The sequence below is a fragment of the Paenibacillus timonensis genome, from assembly GCF_022427145.1.
Classification (GTDB): domain Bacteria; phylum Bacillota; class Bacilli; order Paenibacillales; family Paenibacillaceae; genus Fontibacillus; species Fontibacillus timonensis.
Genome location: NZ_JAKSXN010000010.1, coordinates 83,299 through 100,180 on the forward strand (window position 1 = coordinate 83,299; position 16,882 = coordinate 100,180).

The window sequence follows — 16,882 nt, forward strand, 5'->3', positions numbered from 1 at the left end:
AGGAGGGTTTGCCGTGCTGGGATTAGAATATTTTAATTTTACGGCGGTTTGGAGTCCGGTGTTTTTAGCCTTTATGCTGCTGGCGACGGCCGGGTACTTTGTGCTAATTGGGCCGGGCGGCGACAAATGGGCAGAGGGGGATTCCCGCGTTTCACCCGGACGGAAGCTATTGTTCGTAACCGGAATGCTGCTGCTTTACCTGGCTCAAGGCGGGCCGGTGGAGCTGCTGGGACATATGATGTTCAGCTTCCATATGCTCAGCATGGCGCTTTCCTATCTGTTGGCGCCGCCGCTGTTGATGCTGGGACTGCCGCCTTGGGTCTGGCGGCGAGTGACCGCTTATCTGGCTGCCAGCCCGCTGAAAAGGCTGAAGGTGTTGGCCCGTCCGGTGGTGGCGGCTGTGGTGTTTAACGGGTTATTTTCGTTTTACCATTTGCCGGTTGTTCATGATTACGTCATGCTGCATTTCGGCATCCACCGGCTGTATTACTTCATCTTGTTCCTAGCGGCCGGCCTGATGTGGTGGACGCTGGTGAATCCGCTGCCGGAACGAGCCGGAGTCCAGGGACTGAAGAAAATGGGCTTCATTTTCCTCAACATGGTGTTGTTAACGCCGGCTTGCGGATTGATCATCTTCGCGGACGAGCCGCTTTACGCAACTTACAGCGATCCCGCGATCTGGGCACGGGCGATGGGCTATTGCGTTGCTGGCGATCCCGCGCTGCTGCTTCGCCAATTCGGCGGTCCGCAGTTCTTTGGTTACCTCGAGCCGGATATTGATCAGCAGGTGGGCGGCATTCTGATGAAATTCATTCAGGAATTCATCTTTGCGTCGATGCTCGCCTATGTTTTCTTCCAATGGTACAAGCAAGAGAACCGGGAGAACGCCGAGGAAGAGGAGATGCTGGGAAGGACGCATCCGCAGGAGCCGTTGAATCCGCCGCTGCCCCCTCAAACCGGACCGTGACGATACGGGGGAGACACGAGCGGACAGCCGCGCGCCAGTGCAGCCCCGCAAGGGGAATTGCTTTTTTCGGACCAGCGGCAGCTCAACGGGACCGGGATACCTACTCACCAAATGAGGTCTATATTTAGGAGGATGCAAATTGGATCTGTTCACGTTATTTCCGACGCTAAGCACATCGTTTATCGTCATCAGCGCAGTGCTGGTAGCGATCGGCTGGGGGCTGATCATCAAAGGGAAACGGGAAGCCCACAAAAAAACGATGATCGCTGCGGCTGCCGCTGCGCTACTATTCTTCGTCATCTACATGTCTCGGACCGTATTTATCGGCAATACGTCCTGGGGCGGTCCGGACAGCCTGAAGGGGTATTATCAAACCTTCCTTGTCTTCCATATCGTCCTGGCGACCGTAGCAGCCGTATTCGGCATCACAACGCTGGTGCTCGGCTTCAAGGCGAAATACGCCAAACACCGCAAATGGGGCCGGGTGACCTCGGTCATCTGGTTCTGCACGGCGATTACCGGCGTAGCCGTATACGTACTGTTATACCTGATGTATCCGGGTGGTCATACGAAACCGGTATGGGAAGTCATCTTGGGTGCGTAGGATACCGGTGGAATAAGATAAACATGCGAAGCGCCAATGGCGGATTCTTGTAGAATCGCGCTGTTGGCGTTTTTTTTGTGTGGGTTAAGGAAAATGTTGACATGGAAATGAGCACAGATTATACTGTGTATAAAGATATAAACAGTAAGCACAGTGATTATCAAACCCGGTCGACGAGCGCAAATCACGAACTGAAGGCGATAGGGTTGAAAAGAGGTTGATGGACTTGGACAGTTGGAAAGACGCTTGGGTTATTTTCAAAAAGGATTTGCGAAACGATCGCCTGTTTCTGATCTGGAACGTCATCTTCATGCTGTACGTCACGCTGATGCTCGGCTCCCTGGTGGGGGCTCGGGAAGAGACCCATTACGTGATGAATCCGATGAGCGACTTCCTGATGCTGATGATGGTTCCGTTTACGGGATTCTTTTTCACGCGGCGATCATTTAACTACATTAAGGAAGATTCATATACCCAAATGCTTCGTTTTTACCACGTGTTGCCGATTCCTTTGAAAACGGTGATCCGAAGCAGGTTGATCCAGTTGGGGGCAGCGATGCTGCTGAACGGCATTTTGTTCTACGGCGGCTTTTATCTCGTAACGTACCTGATGAATGGCAGCGCGCTCGAGGCTGGAGCCTTTATCGCGTTTTGCTTCACCTGGGTCGGTTACGGGTTACTGATCAACGGGTTATTCATCTACTGCGAGCTTCTGATGAAAGGCACCGTTTATTTATGGTTAACGTTCCTGCTCATGCTGGTGCTTGGGGTGGTTGCATTCGTTACGAATTGGTTCGGCGGCAACCTAATGTCATTCACCCTGGATAACTCCCGGCGTTACGTCCTCCTGTCGCCTTTGATGTGGGGGTCCTTAGCCGGAGGCAGTCTGGGATTGGCCTTACTGTGCTCGGTGACGTTGCGAAAACTGACGAAGCGGGATTTGGCCTAAATGTGGCACGGAATTACGGGAGTAAGGCGGAGGTGAGCAAGAAAGGTGTGGATTCCCATTCAAATTAACGAAAATAGCGCCGCGCCGCTGTATCATCAGATCGAGTCGCAGCTCAAGGCGCTGATCGTCAGCGGGCAAATCGAAGAAGGAACGTTGCTGCCTTCGATCCGGGAATTCGCCGGCGCTTTAAACTGCAGCGTGATTACGGTACGGCGGGTCTATCAAGACTTGGAGACCGAGGGTCTCCTTCGGACCAAGCAGGGAACGGGCACGTTCGTCGCCAAGGTCGGCGCGGGCGAACGCGACGAATACCGCACCGCGGTGGTAAAGGAAGCGCTCGAAAAAGCCGTCGATACCGGACAATCGCTGCAATACGGGGCGGAGGAGCTTAAGCAGCTGTTTTTGCAAATCGTGAAGCAGAAATATGATTCGTCGCAAAGCAAGGGGGAAACGGACTAATGGAACAACCTATGGCAATCGAGCTGATCGGGGCACTCAAACAGGGGCGCCGCAAGACGATCGGACCGCTGCATCTGCAAGTGCCGAAGGGGTATATCGTCGCTTTGGTCGGACCTAACGGTTCGGGAAAAAGTACGATGATGCAAATGATCCAGCAGACGCTTAAGCCGGATGAAGGTGAAATCCGCTGGTTTGGGCAAGGATTCTCCGGCATGATTCCGATCGAACTGCGCCAGCAAATCGGATATGTCCCCGAAGCGCCCGAACCGGAAGAGAATTTTATGACGGCGGAGCGGGCAGCCCGGTTCCGGTCGCATTGGTATCCGACGTGGGACGACAAGCTCTTTGAGGAATTAATGAACCGGTTCGAGGTCCCGAGGCGAGAGCGATTGAATCGGATGTCTAAAGGGGAGCGGCGTAAATTCGAAATCGCGGCAGCGTTAGCCGCCCGGCCGAAGCTGCTGTTGCTCGACGAACCATCTTCAGGTCTGGATCCCTTCGCCTGGAAGTGCATGATCGATGAACTTCGGGATTTCATGGCCGGCGAGGACATGACGATTTTGATCGCGACCCATGTCGTCGAGGAAGTGAAACGACTAGCCGACTACATCGCATTGATGCACCAGGGACAGGTGTTAGGGATGGCTGAGAAGGACCATTTATTCAGCAGTTGGAAGGAAATTTGGATCCGCAGCGGCGGATGCTCGCCGGGGGATTTGCCGGAAGGAACGATTCTCTGCGTGGATGGCCCATCGGTAACCAAGCTGGTCGTGCAGGAGCAGCATGAAGGGGAACTGCAGCGAAGCCTTGAGGCCAAAGGTTTGCAGGTGATGCAAACCCGCAGCCTGGAACTGGACGAAATTTTGCAGTTATGGATTCAAGGTCATCCGCCGGTGAAGCCGGCACCGGAAGCGGCAATAGTTTAATGGCATAAATGATTCCATATAGAAGAAGGAGAGGGAATATGGCGAATCCATTGGTTTTAGACAACGTAATGAAGCAATTTGGCGAGAAAACGGCCGTCAACAACATTTCGCTGCAAGTGGAGGAAGGCGAGATTTACGGCTTGCTGGGCGCAAACGGCGCCGGCAAAACGACGACGATGCGAATGGTGTTGGGATTGATCTATCCGGATGGCGGTAAGATCTTGTACAACGGCAAGCCTTACGGCCGGGAGCTGCAAGCGCAAATGGGTTATTTGCCGGAAGAGCGCGGTTTGTATCCGAAGGTGAAAGTCAGCGACCAGATCATTTACCTGGCACGCCTGCGCGGCATGTCTTCGGCGGAAGCCGACAAGAGCTTGAAGTACTGGCTCGATCGATTTGAAGTGCCGGAATATTACGACAAGAAAATCGAGGAGTTGTCCAAGGGCAACCAGCAAAAAATGGGCTTTATCGCCGCGGTCGTCCATAAACCGAAAATCGTCATCATGGACGAAGCGTTCAGCGGGCTGGATCCGGTTAACGTCGAATTGCTGAAAGCGACAGTGAAAGAGCTACGCGACCAAGGCACCAGCATCCTGTTCTCCACCCACCGGATGGAGCATGTGGAGGAGCTGTGCCGAAACATCACGATTCTGCACCGTTCGAACACCGTATTGCAGGGCAATTTGCGGGAGATCAAAAAACGTTATCCCCGCGAAGAGGTGCTCTTGCATACCGCCGGAGAGGTGTCGGGGCTTGAGCGTATCGCGGGCGTGGAGAGGGTCGAGCGGAAAGAACGCGGCTATCTGGTGCGGATCTCGCAGGTATCGGCAGCGCAGGAGATTTTGCGTAAAGCGATGGAGGTCAGCGAAGTGGAACATTTCGAGATCAAGGAGCCCACGCTGAATCAGATCTTTATTAAAGAGGTAGGTGAGTCGAATGAATAAAATGGGGACGGTCGTCGGCTTTACTTTTATGAATAAAGTCAGAACGAAATCATTTATCATTACTACGCTCGTGTTGGCTCTGCTCGTGACGATCGGGCTGCACGTACCTTATTTTATCGATAAGTTTACCGGCGGGGACGATCAACCGTCCAAGATCGGGCTGGTTTACGAAGGGCAGCCAGAGCTAGCCAAGTCGCTGGAGGCCTATACGGAGAAGCAGCAGGCGGCAGGCTACACGCTGGTTCCATACGAACAAGCGGACAAGGCGAAGCTGCAAGCGGCGATCGATGCCGGGGAGATCGATGGTTATCTGCAATTTGCCGAAGGCGACGACGGCGTTTTCCCGGCCGTGACCTATACCTCCAAGAAAGACAGCTTGGGCATGGGACTGCAAACCGCGCTGCAGGCCGCATTGCAGAACGTTAAGGCGGGGTATTTGACCAAAGGCATGCTGACCGATGAACAGATCGCCGCGCTGAGCGCGCCGGTGCAAATCGATGCGGTGAAAGCTTCGCCGGAATCGGGCGGAAGCGAAACCGGGAACAAATCGGAGGAGACCGGCGCGATTAACTTCGTGATCGTGTACGTGCTGATCATCCTGTTCTTCATGACGATCATGATGACGGGCAATATGATCTCCGCCGAGGTTACCGCGGAGAAAAGCTCGCGCATCATGGAGATTCTCATTACCAGCGTGTCGCCGCTGGCGCAGATGTTCGGCAAGATTCTCGGCATGTTCTTCATTGGATTGCTGCAGATTGCCATCTTCGCCGGCGTGATCGCGATCAACATTTCGCTGCCGTATAATCAACCCGTATTAGCGGATTTCAACCTCCATCTGTCCGACATCCGCGTGGAAGTGTTAGTACTCGGCCTGGTCTTCTATGTCCTTGGCTACTTCCTGTATGCCACGCTGTTCGCCGCGATCGGCTCGCTGGTCAGCCGGACCGAAGAGCTGGGGCAAGCGGTCATGCCGATCACGATGCTGTCGCTGGCGGCGTTCTATATCGGGATCTTCAGCCTGAGCACGCCAAACTCGCTGCTCATGAAGGTAAGCTCCTTCATCCCGTTCGTCTCTCCGGTATCGATGATCGTGCGGGTTGGCATCGGGGAGCCGCCAATCTGGGAAATCGCGGTTTCGCTGGTCGTCCTGGCCATTGCGATCTTCCTGTTCGGCTGGTTGTCCGCGAAGATTTATCGCACCGGCGTCCTGCTGTACGGGAAACGTCCAACCTTCAAAGAGCTGAGTAAAGCGATGAAGGCGTATAAGATTTAAGGAAGGGCTGTCCACAGCGCATCCTGATTTGAGAGTGGGAGGCTTTCCGCGATAAGCGGAAGGCCTCTTTTTTTCTTGGTCACCCCAAGTTCACGCGGCGGACACATCGCTTTGCTATACTTGGTTTTGCAAGGAGGAATGGAGGTGCGGCCCGAATTCATAGAAGTGTAGTGGGAAGGCCAGAATACGAGCATAGGTGATGCCGGGATGAAACGAAGCATATTGCTGGTGGAAGACGACGCGTTGATGCGCGAGTTTATCACCGATTATTTTAGAAAAGAGCAATGGGAAGTGCATGAAGCGGAAAACGGCCGGATTGCGCTCGAAATGTTCGAGCAAACCGCCGTCGATCTGGTCGTGCTGGATATCATGATGCCCGAGATGGACGGTTGGTCCGTGTGCCGTCGGATTCGCGGCAAATCGGATGTGCCGATCATCATCATGACGGCCCGGGCCGAAGACGACGATCAACTGCTCGGATTCGAGCTGGGAGCCGACGAATACGTGACGAAGCCGCTGAGCCCGAGAGTGCTCGTTGCACGGGCCACCGCTTTGATGAAAAGAAAGGAAGGCACGGTTGGCCGGGACAGCGAAACGCAAGTTTTCGACGATCTAGCGATCAACCGGGAGGCGCATGTCGTTACCGTTAAGGGCGAGTCGGTGAATTTAACGCCCAAGGAATATGAGTTGCTGATCTTTTTGGTCAAGCATGCCGGCAAGGTGCTGAGCCGGGAGGCCATTTTGGATGCGGTTTGGGGTTACGATTATTTGGGGGATTCTCGTACGGTGGATACCCATATCAAAAAATTAAGAGCCAAGCTGGGAGACGAAGGCCGGTACATCGCTACTGTGATCCGGTCAGGCTATAAATTCGATACAAATCCATGAGAAGGCACAGCGTCGTTTTTAAATTGTTCATCGTCACCTCGGCGCTGGTCCTGCTTGCCTTTTTGGTCGTAATGGCGGCAGAGGGCTTGTTCTTCGAGCGGTTCTACCGGGGAACTAAAATTAGCAGTCTGGCGGGGAGCATGGGGAGCTTTGCCGAGGCATATGGCGAGCATCCGGACGATGAGCGGCGAGTGTCCCGGCTGCTGGGCGAATTCATGAACCGGCATGACGCCAGCATCGCGATTCTGGGTCGGGAGTTTGCCCAGCTCCATTATGAACCCTATTCCATTGATTTGCGGACGCCGGGCGGGAAGCTGATCAAAGTCGTGATTCCGAGCGAAGGAACGACAAGGGAGTCGATCCCGCAGGTAAAGATTGGCGATCGACTGTCGGTCGACGGGATGTTTATGGATGAACGGGACATGATCATGAATCCCGTCGACATCCATTTATCGGCGGAGGCGAGCGTTGAGCCCGATTCGGGATTGGTGCGGGCGGAGGGCGAAGTGACGGATCTCCTGTTGCCGGAGTTAAACTCCCGTTCCTATAATCCCTTTTACCAGGATACGCTGATCGATGATGCAGTCCAAGCTTGGAGGGCGCAACCCCCCGACGGTTCGTCCTCCGAAACCCGGCTGCTCCAAGGGGAACCCGTTCGATTCGAATGGCGGGACTCGTGGAGCGGCGTCGAATACGCCGTGCTGCTGCAGCCGCTCGCAAACGAAGGCCGGACCGGCCCGCATTACATGGTTGCGTTAAGCTCGCTGCAGCCGGTCGGCGAGGCCGTGAACATTCTCCGGCGGTATGTGATTGTGCTGGCCCCCCTGATCGTCGTGCTGGTGGTGCTGCTGTCCTTGATCTTCTCGCGGATCGTTTCCCGTCCGCTGCTCGCTCTGAATCGCGCGGCGGCCCGGCTGGCGGAGCTGGATTTCTCCGCGGTGCCGGAGGTCCGGTCAAAGGATGAGTTCGGCGAGTTGTCCCGTCATCTGGCGCGGTTGTCGCGCAATTTGGATCAGGCGTTGAAGGAGCTGACCCGTGCAAACCGTCAATTGCAGCAAGACGTGGAGGAGAAGCGGAAAGCGGAAGAGCTGCGCAAAGAGCTGATCGCCAATATTTCGCATGAGCTGAAGACGCCGCTAGGCATCGTCAAGGGGTTTGCGGAAGGCCTTCAGGATGGCGTAGCGGACGACAAGAAGGAGCGTTATCTGGCCTTGATCGTCAGCGAAACCGACCGCATGAACGCCCTGATTATGGATATGCTGGAGTTGTCCAAATTTGAGGTGAAGAAGGTGCAGCTGTCCCCCCGTAGTTTCTCCCTGACCGGCCTCGTTCAGCGGGTAAGCGAGTCCTTCAACCCGCAGTTGGAAGCGAAGGGGCTTCGAATCGAACTGACGCAGAGCAGCGGGGAAGGTGAACTGCACTATGGTCAGAGCGAGGTTACGGCTTGGGCCGATCCGCGGCGGATCGAGCAGGTGCTCCTGAATTTATTAAGCAACGCCGTTCGCCATGCCCGGGAGCAGAGTACGATTCACATCGCGCTGCACCGGGACGATGGGGGAACAATTACAACAACGATTGAAAATGCCGGCCCATCCATTGCCGAGGCGGATCTGGCCCGGATTTGGGACCATTTCTACCGGGCGGAACGTTCGCGGGACCGCAAGTCCGGCGGGACCGGACTGGGGCTGGCAATCGTCAAGCATATCCTGGAGCTGCATGGCAGTGAATATGGAGCGTTGAATACCAAGCAAGGTGTAGCTTTCTATTTTACCTTATCAGATAAAGAAACCTTTAACGGAGGAGAAACTCATGATGAAACGTAAAACAAGGATACTTTTGACGTCAGCCCTGGCGGCGGTGCTGATGCTGAGCGCCTGCGGCAATGAATCTGCGGGGCAGAACCAGAATGCGCCATCGAATACGGCTGGGGTCAACGCCCCAACTCCGGCCAAACCCGATTCGGGGGATAACTCAGCAACTTCGGGCAATGAGACGGCTACGGGCAACAATCAAGGGGATACGAACGATAACCCAGCCGATGCGAACGGTGCCGCGAACGGGGATATCCTGATCGTCATCGACCAGACGCCCAAACCGCTTGCGGAAGGGGGAGGCTTTGACTTCACCGTCAAAAAAGCGCCGGAGGGTTATATGCTGAAGGAGATTCATTGGACATCCGGGAAAAACGACATCGTCAATACGCTGGAGGAAGCGATCCAGCACGGGCAAAACGGCGGAGACGGATTCTATATCAGCGGGGACGGGCAGTTTATGGGATTTCTGTATCCCGATGAAATGAAAGGCGAAGAAGGGAAGGTGACTTTCGTATTCGGCAATGAGCAGGGCCAGGAATTGACCTGGGAGAAAGAGATTACGTTGAAATAAAAGGAATTAATAAAGCACTTTTTGATAAGATAGTCAGCCAGGACGGTTTACACCTGGCCGACTATTTTTCTTTGTTGGGTTAGTTGCAAGCTCAGATCCCGCTAAAGTAATTGAAAGTCATCCACGGGAAGTCGATAATATTGTAGGAGAGATTCGTTTATGGAAAAAAAGGCAGAACGCCATTGCAATACTTCAACTATTCAAGAGGGGTGATTGCATGAGAATAGCGGAGGATTATTTGAGCCTTCGGAATGTGTTTTCGGAGTATGCTGAAGGTGAATCCTTCCATGTCTCGATGGGAGACTTGGCGAAAATATGGTATTGTACGCCGCGGAACGCGAAGCTGATTGTGACTAAGATGAGAGAGTTGGAATGGATTCGTTTCGTCTCAGGGAGGGGGAGGGGGAATACCTCCGAACTTACGTTGTTGCTTCCTTTCGATCAATTGCTGCTTCATACCGCAGAAGACTTGGTGAAGCAGGGGAATGTCCCTGGTGCGTTCGACTGGTTAAAGACACACGAAGGGGCAGCTGAGGTGCGAACGCAATTTCTTCAGTGGTTAACGGGGTATTTCGGTTATAGCACCGAAAACCGTAACGGCGACCGGATTATGGAGACGTTGCGGTTGCCGATATACCGGGAGATTGTAACGTTGGACCCGGCGAGTGCGATGTTTTCGCTCGATACGCACATCATCTCGCAGATCTGCAGTCGGCTCGTCGAATACGAACCCAAGACCGGTGCGATTCGTCCGGGTGTTGCCCATCATTGGGAAACGAATGAAGACGGGACAGAGTGGACGTTTTTTTTACATAAAGGGTTCTGGTTTCACAATGGGCGGGAAGTCACGGCCGAGGAGGTGAGGTCCTCCTTACTCCGTTTACGGGAACCTTCCTGCAGTCATCGTTGGCTGGCTAACGATATTGCAAGGATTGACATTGATGGACGCTATAAAGTGAAGATCACACTTTGCAAACCCAATCGGCGTTTTCTATGGTTTATGAGCCACACCGCAGCTTCGATTGTTCTGGGGGAAAACTCCTTCGATCTGAAAGCAAAGTACGTTCCGGTAGGATCAGGTCCTTATCAAATCGTCGAGTTCCACTCCGGTAAGTGCGTGCTGGAGGTATTCCCTTCTTACCACGGACAGCGCGGGATGATGGACCGGATCGAAATCATCATTGTGCCAGCCAACGAAGCGGAAGCTTGTTTTGGAACGAGCCCGGGGGTGTTGTCCGTGGTGACCGGGGAGTTCCATGTCCCGTCTACGGCGATGCCGCAGCAGGAAACGATGACCGGTGTATTGATGTTGACGTTGAATATGAAGAAAGAGGGTTGGTTGCGGGATTGGCCGGTGCGGAAAGCAATCGTTCATAGCATTGATCGCATACGGATGATAGAAGAACTTCCCGAACCTTGGGGTTATCCTGTGAAAGGCTTCTCTTTGAAGCATGAAATGGACCCAAAGGACTTATTATATCGACCGAACGAGGCGAGGTTAGCATTAAGCAATTCAGGATACGACGGGCAACCGTTACGGTTGTTGACCTATGGTCGACATGCAACTGCCGCCGCTTGGCTGAAACAACAATATGAAGCGATTGGTATTCGAATTGAAGTCAATATTCTGCCATGGAGCGAGATGATGGAACCTTCAACGATCGCTCAAGCGGATTTGCTGCTGTTCGAAGCCGTGTTAAGCGAGGGACCGCTGCGTTTGCTTGAATATTTTCTGTCGGAGGGGAGCTTTCTACGGAGCTCGTTAAGTAACGAAATTTGCGAAAACATCGATAACCGCACGTTCGCCATGCTTGCAGATCCAGAGGTGGTAGCCGAAGAAAAGTGGCTTCAAGAAACCGAAGAGGAATTACATCGGGCATCGGCTTGTGTCTTTCTCACATCCAAATCAGTTACGACTCTATATGACTCTACGCTGCAAAATGTCAAAGTGAACCCGAAAGGGTGGGTAGACTTTTCATCTATCTGGTACAAACCGAAAAAGTAGAAATGATGAGCAGAGCCTTTACCCTTTTTGGATATCCGTTCACTCCCTACAATGGAACCATCACCTATCACTGATCGGTAATTGTTAAAGGGGGTATGACCTATGCAAGAGAAGTATTCCATCTTTAAATCGGCAAGAGGGGAGCGGAAGTTTCGCGAAGTCTACGAACAAAGCTTGAAGTTGTGGGCTGTCCCCTACGAGAGCAGGCTCGTAAATACCACATATGGGAAAACGCATGTGTTGGTTAGCGGCCCCGAGAACGGGGAGCCGATGATCTTGCTTCACGGAATGACATTTAATTCAACCATGTGGGTGCAGAATATATCCGCCCTTTCAAAGCGGTACAGGACGTTTTGCATTGATACAATGGGCGATTATGGAAGAAGCGTCGTCAAGGAACCATTGAAGACCAGGCAGGATTGTAACAAGTGGTTAAGCGAAGTGATGGATTCGCTTGGATTGGAACAGGCAATCTATGTAGGCCATTCCATGGGGGGATGGCTAAGCTTGAATTTGGCTCTGACTAGCCCTGAGAGGGTGGTCAAGCTTGTGCTATTGGCGCCTATTGCTTCGATTATACGATTGCCTATCGTCTTCATGTTGAAGGTTTATCCGGTAATGCTCCGGCCTACTCGGGAGAGGATTTTGCGACTATGGAAGTGGTTTTTAGCCAGAGGTTCGCGGCTTCACCCTTGGATCGAGGAGATGGTGGTTCAGGGGTGGATGAATTGTACTCCGCAACTGAGAGTCGTTCCTCATGTTTTTAAAAAGCACGAACTGTCATCTTTAAAACCGAAAACCTTGTTCCTCGTCGGTGATGAGGAGGTTGTGTACAACGCATCTCGTGCGATTAAGCGTGCTTTGCGGCTACTGCCGGGAGTGAAGGCGGAGGGGATTCCGAAGGCAAGCCATTGCTTTGTGGCGGAGCAGCCCGAGCTCGTAAACCAAAAAATTCTCCGATTCCTAGACAAGGGGGAATAAGAGGATGGCCTTCTTAGAGACTGTTACCGTGAGCGTTGATCTGACTATTCTGATCTGGTTGATTCCCGTCGTTTTTTTCATCCATGACGGGGAAGAAGTTCTGATGGTCCGCAGATGGCTGCGTCGTCACCAATCCCAACCGAGCATCGTGAAGGCAACCCGGTTTCTAGCTTCGGATAAATATGTCACAGGTCAGTTTGCGATTGCAATATTCCTATTGGGAGTTTCACTGCTTATCGTAACTTATACTGCCGCAGTTCAATACCATAACCAAGGGCGATTAAGCGGATTGTACGCCGGTATCCTTGTAGCTTTGGTGATCGATGGTCTTAAGCATATTGGCATGTGGATCCGTTTGAAACACTATACACCCGGCGTAATTACTGCGATCGTGGTCGAAATACCCGTTGCATCCTATGCAATCTACCGCTTTTATTCATCAGGTGTCGCGAATTTTCAGACCTTTATATGGGGGTTCATCATTGCGTTGCCGTTTGTTTGGTTTGTGGTAGTCGGGGGACTAATCGTTGGCAAAGTAATGGCACCTCGCATCGGTTTCCGTAAACCATCACAGTAAGTGGATTGACATCATCGCATTTTCTCACTAAAATAATACCCATGGGGGTATTATTTGACTGCCGTGTTCTTTGAAGGAGGAATGAGCGATGGCGGAAACTTATATGTATTCGGATGACGTAAAACGGCGCATGAAACGAATAGAAGGCCAGGTACGCGGCGTGCTTCGCATGATGGAGGAAGGGAAGCCCTGCAAGGAAGTCGTGAGCCAGCTGTCCGCCGTGCGAAGCGCGGCAGATAAAGCGATGGCACAAATCGTTGCGGATAACCTGCAGCAGTGTATTTTGGAGGAACAGGCCAAAGGGGGCGACACCGGGCATCTGGTGAAGGAAGCCGTCGAACTGTTGGTCAAGAGTCGTTAATAAGAGGAAGGAGACGATGAATATGGCGTTTCAGCCAGAGAAGGAAATCACCCCGGCCGAATTGGCCGCGCGGATGAGACGGGGCGAACCGGTCAATGTGTTGGACGTGCGCGAGCCGCTCGAATGGGCGGAAGGCCATATTCCGGGAGCTCGGCATATCCCGCTGGGACAATTGCCGGAACGGCACGTGGAGTTGGATCCTAAGGAAGAGCTGATCGTCGTCTGTCGCAGTGGAGGACGTAGCAGCCTGGCGTGCGAGTTACTAGGCGAACGAGGCTATAACGTCGTCAACATGGTCGGCGGGATGTTGGCCTGGCAGGATGACGTGGAATGATAACCGTGCTGGCCATGGCTGGAGGGATCTGGATTGCCGTCGCGGTAAGCGGATATTTGCTGCGGTTGGTATGGCCTATCCCGGGCATGAAGTTCGTGGAGGCCGGAGCCATATGCGGGGACGACCTTCCGCCGCAGACGAAAAAGCTGGACATCCGGGACGCGTCTTATTATGAGGAGTGCCATCTGGACGGGACGATCAACATTTCGTTGGGGCGGCTGCCGTTCGTATGGAATAAGGAGCTCTCGCCTGCTGACCCCGTCCTGATCTTGGCGGATAGCCGGTATGCGGCGTTAAAGGCTGCCCGGATTCTTAGAAGACGTGGTTTCCGGCAATTGTATGCCTTGCGCGGAGAGGTATGCCGGATAAGAGCGGCGTTGAAGCCTTGCTTGGAGAAGAAACCCGCCTGCTGATGCAGGCGGGTTTTAACTGTGTTACGATAGAAAATGCAGTGTTATTTGAATTCGTTTCGGGTTTCGTTGTAAACGACGGTGACGCCCAGGGAAAGATACGTTTCTTCCTTATAGCGGCATTGCGGACAGGTCTTCAAAGAACGATCGGCGTCCCGTTCGGATACCAGCGGCTGGCTGCAATTGGGGCAGCGGCTTTCGAACAGTTTCTTCAAAGCGGCTCGCAAGGATCATCACCTTTTTCTGATAAGTTTACTTGGTATTTATTATAACGGTTACTCGCCCGGAAGTACAGAGGAACGATGGGAGAACGGCACGGGGGCTATTAGACGGGAGTCGAGTGGGAGCATGGATATTTTGCTGTTTGCGGTGATGTTTGTTTTGGGGCTGGTGGGGTCCTTTTTCTCCGGACTATTCGGAATCGGCGGAGCGATTATCAATTATCCGCTGCTCCTGTTCGTTCCTGCGGCGCTGGGGGCGGCCCATTTCAGCGGTCAGGAGGTTTCCTCGATCAGCATGTTCCAGGTATTGTTCGCTTCCTTGTCCGGTGTGTTGGCCTTCCGTCGGAGAACCACGCAAACCGGCGGCATCCATCAGGGGCTCGTCTGGTATATGGGGGGCAGCACCTTGGTCGGCAGCCTGCTCGGCGGGCTGGTCTCCGGCTATCTGGCGGGCGAGGTCATCAACCTCGTATACGGCATTCTCGCGACCGTTGCCGTCGTGCTGATGCTGATCCCGAACCGCGCGGCGCCGGAAACCGGGGGGGAGGCGATCTCCTTCAACCGAATGGTTGCGATGGCGGCGGCGTTTGTGATTGGTCTCGTTTCCGGAGTTGTTGGTGCCGGAGGGGCCTTTATGCTGATCCCCGTGATGTTGACGATTCTGAAAATCCGGCCTCGTACCGCGATCGCCTCATCGCTCGCCATCGTCTTGTTCTCCGCCATCGGAGGCGTGGTCGGTAAAGTGGCAACGATGCCGATCCCCTTGGAGCCGGTGCTGTACACCGTTCTTGGCAGTTTGGCCGGAGCCCCGCTAGGCGCCCGAATCGGAGCCAGAATCAGCGTAAAATATCTCCGCTACGGATTGGTGGCGATCATCGCCTTCACCGCCGTGAAGATTTGGTGGTCGCTTCTTTGAGGATTAGGCCCGCGATCGTTGGTGCGATTGCGGGCCTTCTCCGTGGTGATGAAACTTTCGGACTAGAGTGAACGTTAAATGTACAGCAAGTTATATTAGAGAGCAAGGGGAGAGACCATCATCATGCCAACGCCTACATTACCCAGCCGCTCGTCGGTGAAGAGGGGAACGGGTGCCAAGAAACGCACGTCCGTCAAGAAACGGCGGAAGCGCGGATTTTTCTTTCTGTTTTCCCGGTTTTTGATTACGATGATGCTGATCGGGACGGCAGCCTTGATCTGGCTGTTCTTCACCCCGTCCGGCAACAATATGCGATATTTGATGGCCGACACGCTGATTACGACGCAACATCGCCATTGGGCGAAATATATCATCGGGCAAGCGGAGCTGGACAAGCGGGTAGCCGCTTATCAGGCGCGGTTCGAGCAGATGGGAACGGAGAAGGACACCCATACGATCGATTTATCGAATACAGATAAGGAAGATACCCAGGTGGAGAAGCCGCTTATCGAAATCGAAGAGGTTTCGGGCAATGGCTACCACGGGTACGTGATGACCGTCAACGATCCGACCAAAATCCGTTTGGGCGTACCGGCGAAACGAGGCAAAGGGGAGAAGGTGTCCAGCATGGTGGAGCGGACCGGAGCTCTGGCCGGCGTCAACGGCGGCGGATTTGCCGATCCGAACTGGAAAGGCAACGGCTTCAAGCCGATCGGGGTCGTCATTTCGCAAGGGAAGCTGTACTACAACGGTATCAGCTCGGGAGCGGCGACGCAAATCGTTGGGCTGGACAAGCAAGGCAAGATGATTGCCGGCAAATACACGCTCGAGGAACTGGACAAGCTGGGCATCCAGGAGGCGGTGACGTTTCAGCCGAGAATTATCGTGAACGGCAAAGGGCAGATCCGCAGTCAAAAAGAAGGCTGGGGCATCGCGCCACGGACGGCCATGGGGCAGCGTGAAGACGGCGCCATCCTGTTCGTCGTCATCGACGGACGCCAGCCGGGCTACAGCATCGGCGCCAGCCTGTACGATGTCCAGCAGATCATGCTGGAGCACGGCGCGGTGATCGCCGCCAATCTGGACGGCGGGTCGTCTACCGTATTGGTGAAGGAAGGCGGCGATATCGTCAACAAGCCTTCGTCCGAATACGGAGAGCGTTATTTGCCGACGGCTTTTCTCGTCTTTGATGATCCGTCCAAAGTAAACATCCCGAACATTTGGGAAGGACTCCGCCCGCAGGATATCGATCCGGGGAAAAAGTGATATAGGTCATTTGGATTATGTACATTTTGTTACAAAGAGGACTTTCAGACTAGGTTTTTATTAAAAACCAGGATGAAAGTCTTCATTTCTTATTTGACCCTGTCGAAATAGATATTGGATACTTAATTGCATATTCTCATGGAAAAAGGCAAACTTGCCGAAAGGCAAGGACGCAAAGCTATAGGGACTAAAATTCTAGGATCATGTCAGCCAGCTCCCCGGACGGTTATATATACAGACCCACCCGGCATAGGGGAAGTCTGTTTTTTTGTCGATTCCATGAAAGAAAATGTATATTAAACCATGATCTAACAGTCTGTTCCCCGATACGAGATCTTCCCAAGCATGCTCATGACGATAAGGCTATCGACATCCTGAAGGTATTAATGACAACTTGCGGCCTTGAAGCATGT

The 16,882-nt window shown here is 53.4% G+C and carries 19 protein-coding genes and 1 riboswitch; of the genes, 18 read left to right on the forward strand and 1 reads right to left on the reverse strand.

Annotation, left to right across the window (positions count from 1 at the left end; all coding sequences use genetic code 11):
- Positions 1-13 precede the first annotated feature (13 nt).
- The 16 genes from ctaG to MJ257_RS05870 all read left to right on the forward strand — a co-directional run bounded on the left by ctaG (position 14) and on the right by MJ257_RS05870 (position 14,069).
- Positions 14-967, forward strand: coding sequence for a cytochrome c oxidase assembly factor CtaG (gene ctaG / locus MJ257_RS05795; protein ID WP_240268343.1), 954 nt, complete (start codon positions 14-16; stop codon positions 965-967).
- Between the two features lie 139 nt (positions 968-1,106).
- Positions 1,107-1,571, forward strand: coding sequence for a DUF420 domain-containing protein (locus MJ257_RS05800; RefSeq protein WP_155607281.1), 465 nt, complete (start codon positions 1,107-1,109; stop codon positions 1,569-1,571).
- A gap of 226 nt (positions 1,572-1,797) precedes the next feature.
- Entirely contained in the window at positions 1,798-2,520 is a 723-nt protein-coding gene (locus MJ257_RS05805) for a hypothetical protein (protein WP_240268344.1), read from the forward strand.
- Positions 2,521-2,565: 45 nt separating this feature from the next.
- A complete protein-coding gene (locus MJ257_RS05810) occupies positions 2,566-2,979 on the forward strand; it encodes a GntR family transcriptional regulator (RefSeq protein ID WP_240268345.1) in 414 nt (137 codons plus the stop codon).
- Positions 2,979-3,905, forward strand: coding sequence for an ABC transporter ATP-binding protein (locus tag MJ257_RS05815; RefSeq protein ID WP_240268346.1), 927 nt, complete (start codon positions 2,979-2,981; stop codon positions 3,903-3,905). The genes MJ257_RS05810 and MJ257_RS05815 overlap by 1 nt, the downstream gene beginning before the upstream one ends.
- 38 nt (positions 3,906-3,943) lie before the next feature.
- Entirely contained in the window at positions 3,944-4,849 is a 906-nt protein-coding gene (locus MJ257_RS05820) for an ABC transporter ATP-binding protein (RefSeq protein ID WP_240268347.1), read from the forward strand.
- Positions 4,842-6,125, forward strand: coding sequence for an ABC transporter permease (locus MJ257_RS05825; RefSeq protein ID WP_240268348.1), 1,284 nt, complete (start codon positions 4,842-4,844; stop codon positions 6,123-6,125). The genes MJ257_RS05820 and MJ257_RS05825 overlap by 8 nt, the downstream gene beginning before the upstream one ends.
- Positions 6,126-6,332: 207 nt before the next feature.
- Positions 6,333-7,013, forward strand: coding sequence for a response regulator transcription factor (locus MJ257_RS05830; RefSeq protein ID WP_240268349.1), 681 nt, complete (start codon positions 6,333-6,335; stop codon positions 7,011-7,013).
- A complete protein-coding gene (locus MJ257_RS05835) occupies positions 7,010-8,836 on the forward strand; it encodes a sensor histidine kinase (protein ID WP_240268350.1) in 1,827 nt (608 codons plus the stop codon). The genes MJ257_RS05830 and MJ257_RS05835 overlap by 4 nt, the downstream gene beginning before the upstream one ends.
- Positions 8,826-9,398 (forward strand): hypothetical protein, encoded by a 573-nt coding sequence (locus MJ257_RS05840; RefSeq protein ID WP_240268351.1) that lies wholly within the window; start codon positions 8,826-8,828, stop codon positions 9,396-9,398. The genes MJ257_RS05835 and MJ257_RS05840 overlap by 11 nt, the downstream gene beginning before the upstream one ends.
- Positions 9,399-9,615: 217 nt before the next feature.
- Entirely contained in the window at positions 9,616-11,403 is a 1,788-nt protein-coding gene (locus MJ257_RS05845) for an ABC transporter substrate-binding protein (RefSeq protein ID WP_240268352.1), read from the forward strand.
- 102 nt (positions 11,404-11,505) lie between these two features.
- Positions 11,506-12,384 (forward strand): alpha/beta fold hydrolase, encoded by an 879-nt coding sequence (locus MJ257_RS05850; protein WP_240268353.1) that lies wholly within the window; start codon positions 11,506-11,508, stop codon positions 12,382-12,384.
- A gap of 28 nt (positions 12,385-12,412) precedes the next feature.
- On the forward strand, positions 12,413-12,961 hold the full coding sequence (locus tag MJ257_RS05855; protein WP_240268354.1) for an HXXEE domain-containing protein: 549 nt from the start codon (positions 12,413-12,415) through the stop codon (positions 12,959-12,961).
- 88 nt (positions 12,962-13,049) lie between these two features.
- The gene (locus tag MJ257_RS05860; RefSeq protein ID WP_240268355.1) at positions 13,050-13,322 is read left to right on the forward strand and encodes a metal-sensitive transcriptional regulator; all 273 of its coding nucleotides are present in this window, start codon (positions 13,050-13,052) and stop codon (positions 13,320-13,322) included.
- A gap of 22 nt (positions 13,323-13,344) precedes the next feature.
- Complete coding sequence (locus MJ257_RS05865) at positions 13,345-13,656, forward strand: rhodanese-like domain-containing protein (protein WP_240268356.1); 312 nt, start codon at positions 13,345-13,347, stop codon at positions 13,654-13,656.
- Positions 13,653-14,069 (forward strand): rhodanese-like domain-containing protein, encoded by a 417-nt coding sequence (locus tag MJ257_RS05870; RefSeq protein ID WP_240268357.1) that lies wholly within the window; start codon positions 13,653-13,655, stop codon positions 14,067-14,069. The genes MJ257_RS05865 and MJ257_RS05870 overlap by 4 nt, the downstream gene beginning before the upstream one ends.
- Before the next feature lie 41 nt (positions 14,070-14,110).
- On the opposite strand, the gene MJ257_RS05875 is transcribed toward MJ257_RS05870, so the two are convergent.
- A complete protein-coding gene (locus MJ257_RS05875) occupies positions 14,111-14,281 on the reverse strand; it encodes a zinc finger domain-containing protein (RefSeq protein WP_240268358.1) in 171 nt (56 codons plus the stop codon).
- A 133-nt stretch (positions 14,282-14,414) separates the two neighbouring features.
- On the opposite strand from MJ257_RS05875, the gene MJ257_RS05880 reads away from it, so the two are divergent.
- Together MJ257_RS05880 and MJ257_RS05885 are read left to right on the forward strand one after the other, a co-directional pair.
- A complete protein-coding gene (locus MJ257_RS05880) occupies positions 14,415-15,203 on the forward strand; it encodes a sulfite exporter TauE/SafE family protein (RefSeq protein WP_240268359.1) in 789 nt (262 codons plus the stop codon).
- A gap of 123 nt (positions 15,204-15,326) precedes the next feature.
- Positions 15,327-16,469 carry a phosphodiester glycosidase family protein gene (locus MJ257_RS05885; protein ID WP_372489746.1) on the forward strand — a complete coding sequence of 381 codons (1,143 nt, stop codon included), beginning with the start codon at positions 15,327-15,329 and terminating at the stop codon, positions 16,467-16,469.
- 137 nt (positions 16,470-16,606) lie between these two features.
- Positions 16,607-16,691, forward strand: a riboswitch (cyclic di-GMP riboswitch).
- The last annotated feature ends 191 nt before the right edge of the window (positions 16,692-16,882 follow it).

Coding starts and splice junctions, on each gene's coding strand:
- MJ257_RS05815 (WP_240268346.1), top strand. CDS start 2,979: ATGGAACAACCTATGGCAATCGAGCTGATCGGGGCACTCAAACAGGGG.
- MJ257_RS05820 (WP_240268347.1), top strand. CDS start 3,944: ATGGCGAATCCATTGGTTTTAGACAACGTAATGAAGCAATTTGGCGAG.
- MJ257_RS05825 (WP_240268348.1), top strand. CDS start 4,842: ATGAATAAAATGGGGACGGTCGTCGGCTTTACTTTTATGAATAAAGTC.
- MJ257_RS05830 (WP_240268349.1), top strand. CDS start 6,333: ATGAAACGAAGCATATTGCTGGTGGAAGACGACGCGTTGATGCGCGAG.
- MJ257_RS05835 (WP_240268350.1), top strand. CDS start 7,010: ATGAGAAGGCACAGCGTCGTTTTTAAATTGTTCATCGTCACCTCGGCG.
- MJ257_RS05840 (WP_240268351.1), top strand. CDS start 8,826: ATGAAACGTAAAACAAGGATACTTTTGACGTCAGCCCTGGCGGCGGTG.
- MJ257_RS05845 (WP_240268352.1), top strand. CDS start 9,616: ATGAGAATAGCGGAGGATTATTTGAGCCTTCGGAATGTGTTTTCGGAG.
- MJ257_RS05850 (WP_240268353.1), top strand. CDS start 11,506: ATGCAAGAGAAGTATTCCATCTTTAAATCGGCAAGAGGGGAGCGGAAG.
- MJ257_RS05860 (WP_240268355.1), top strand. CDS start 13,050: ATGGCGGAAACTTATATGTATTCGGATGACGTAAAACGGCGCATGAAA.
- MJ257_RS05865 (WP_240268356.1), top strand. CDS start 13,345: ATGGCGTTTCAGCCAGAGAAGGAAATCACCCCGGCCGAATTGGCCGCG.
- MJ257_RS05870 (WP_240268357.1), top strand. CDS start 13,653: ATGATAACCGTGCTGGCCATGGCTGGAGGGATCTGGATTGCCGTCGCG.
- MJ257_RS05880 (WP_240268359.1), top strand. CDS start 14,415: ATGGATATTTTGCTGTTTGCGGTGATGTTTGTTTTGGGGCTGGTGGGG.
- MJ257_RS05885 (WP_372489746.1), top strand. CDS start 15,327: ATGCCAACGCCTACATTACCCAGCCGCTCGTCGGTGAAGAGGGGAACG.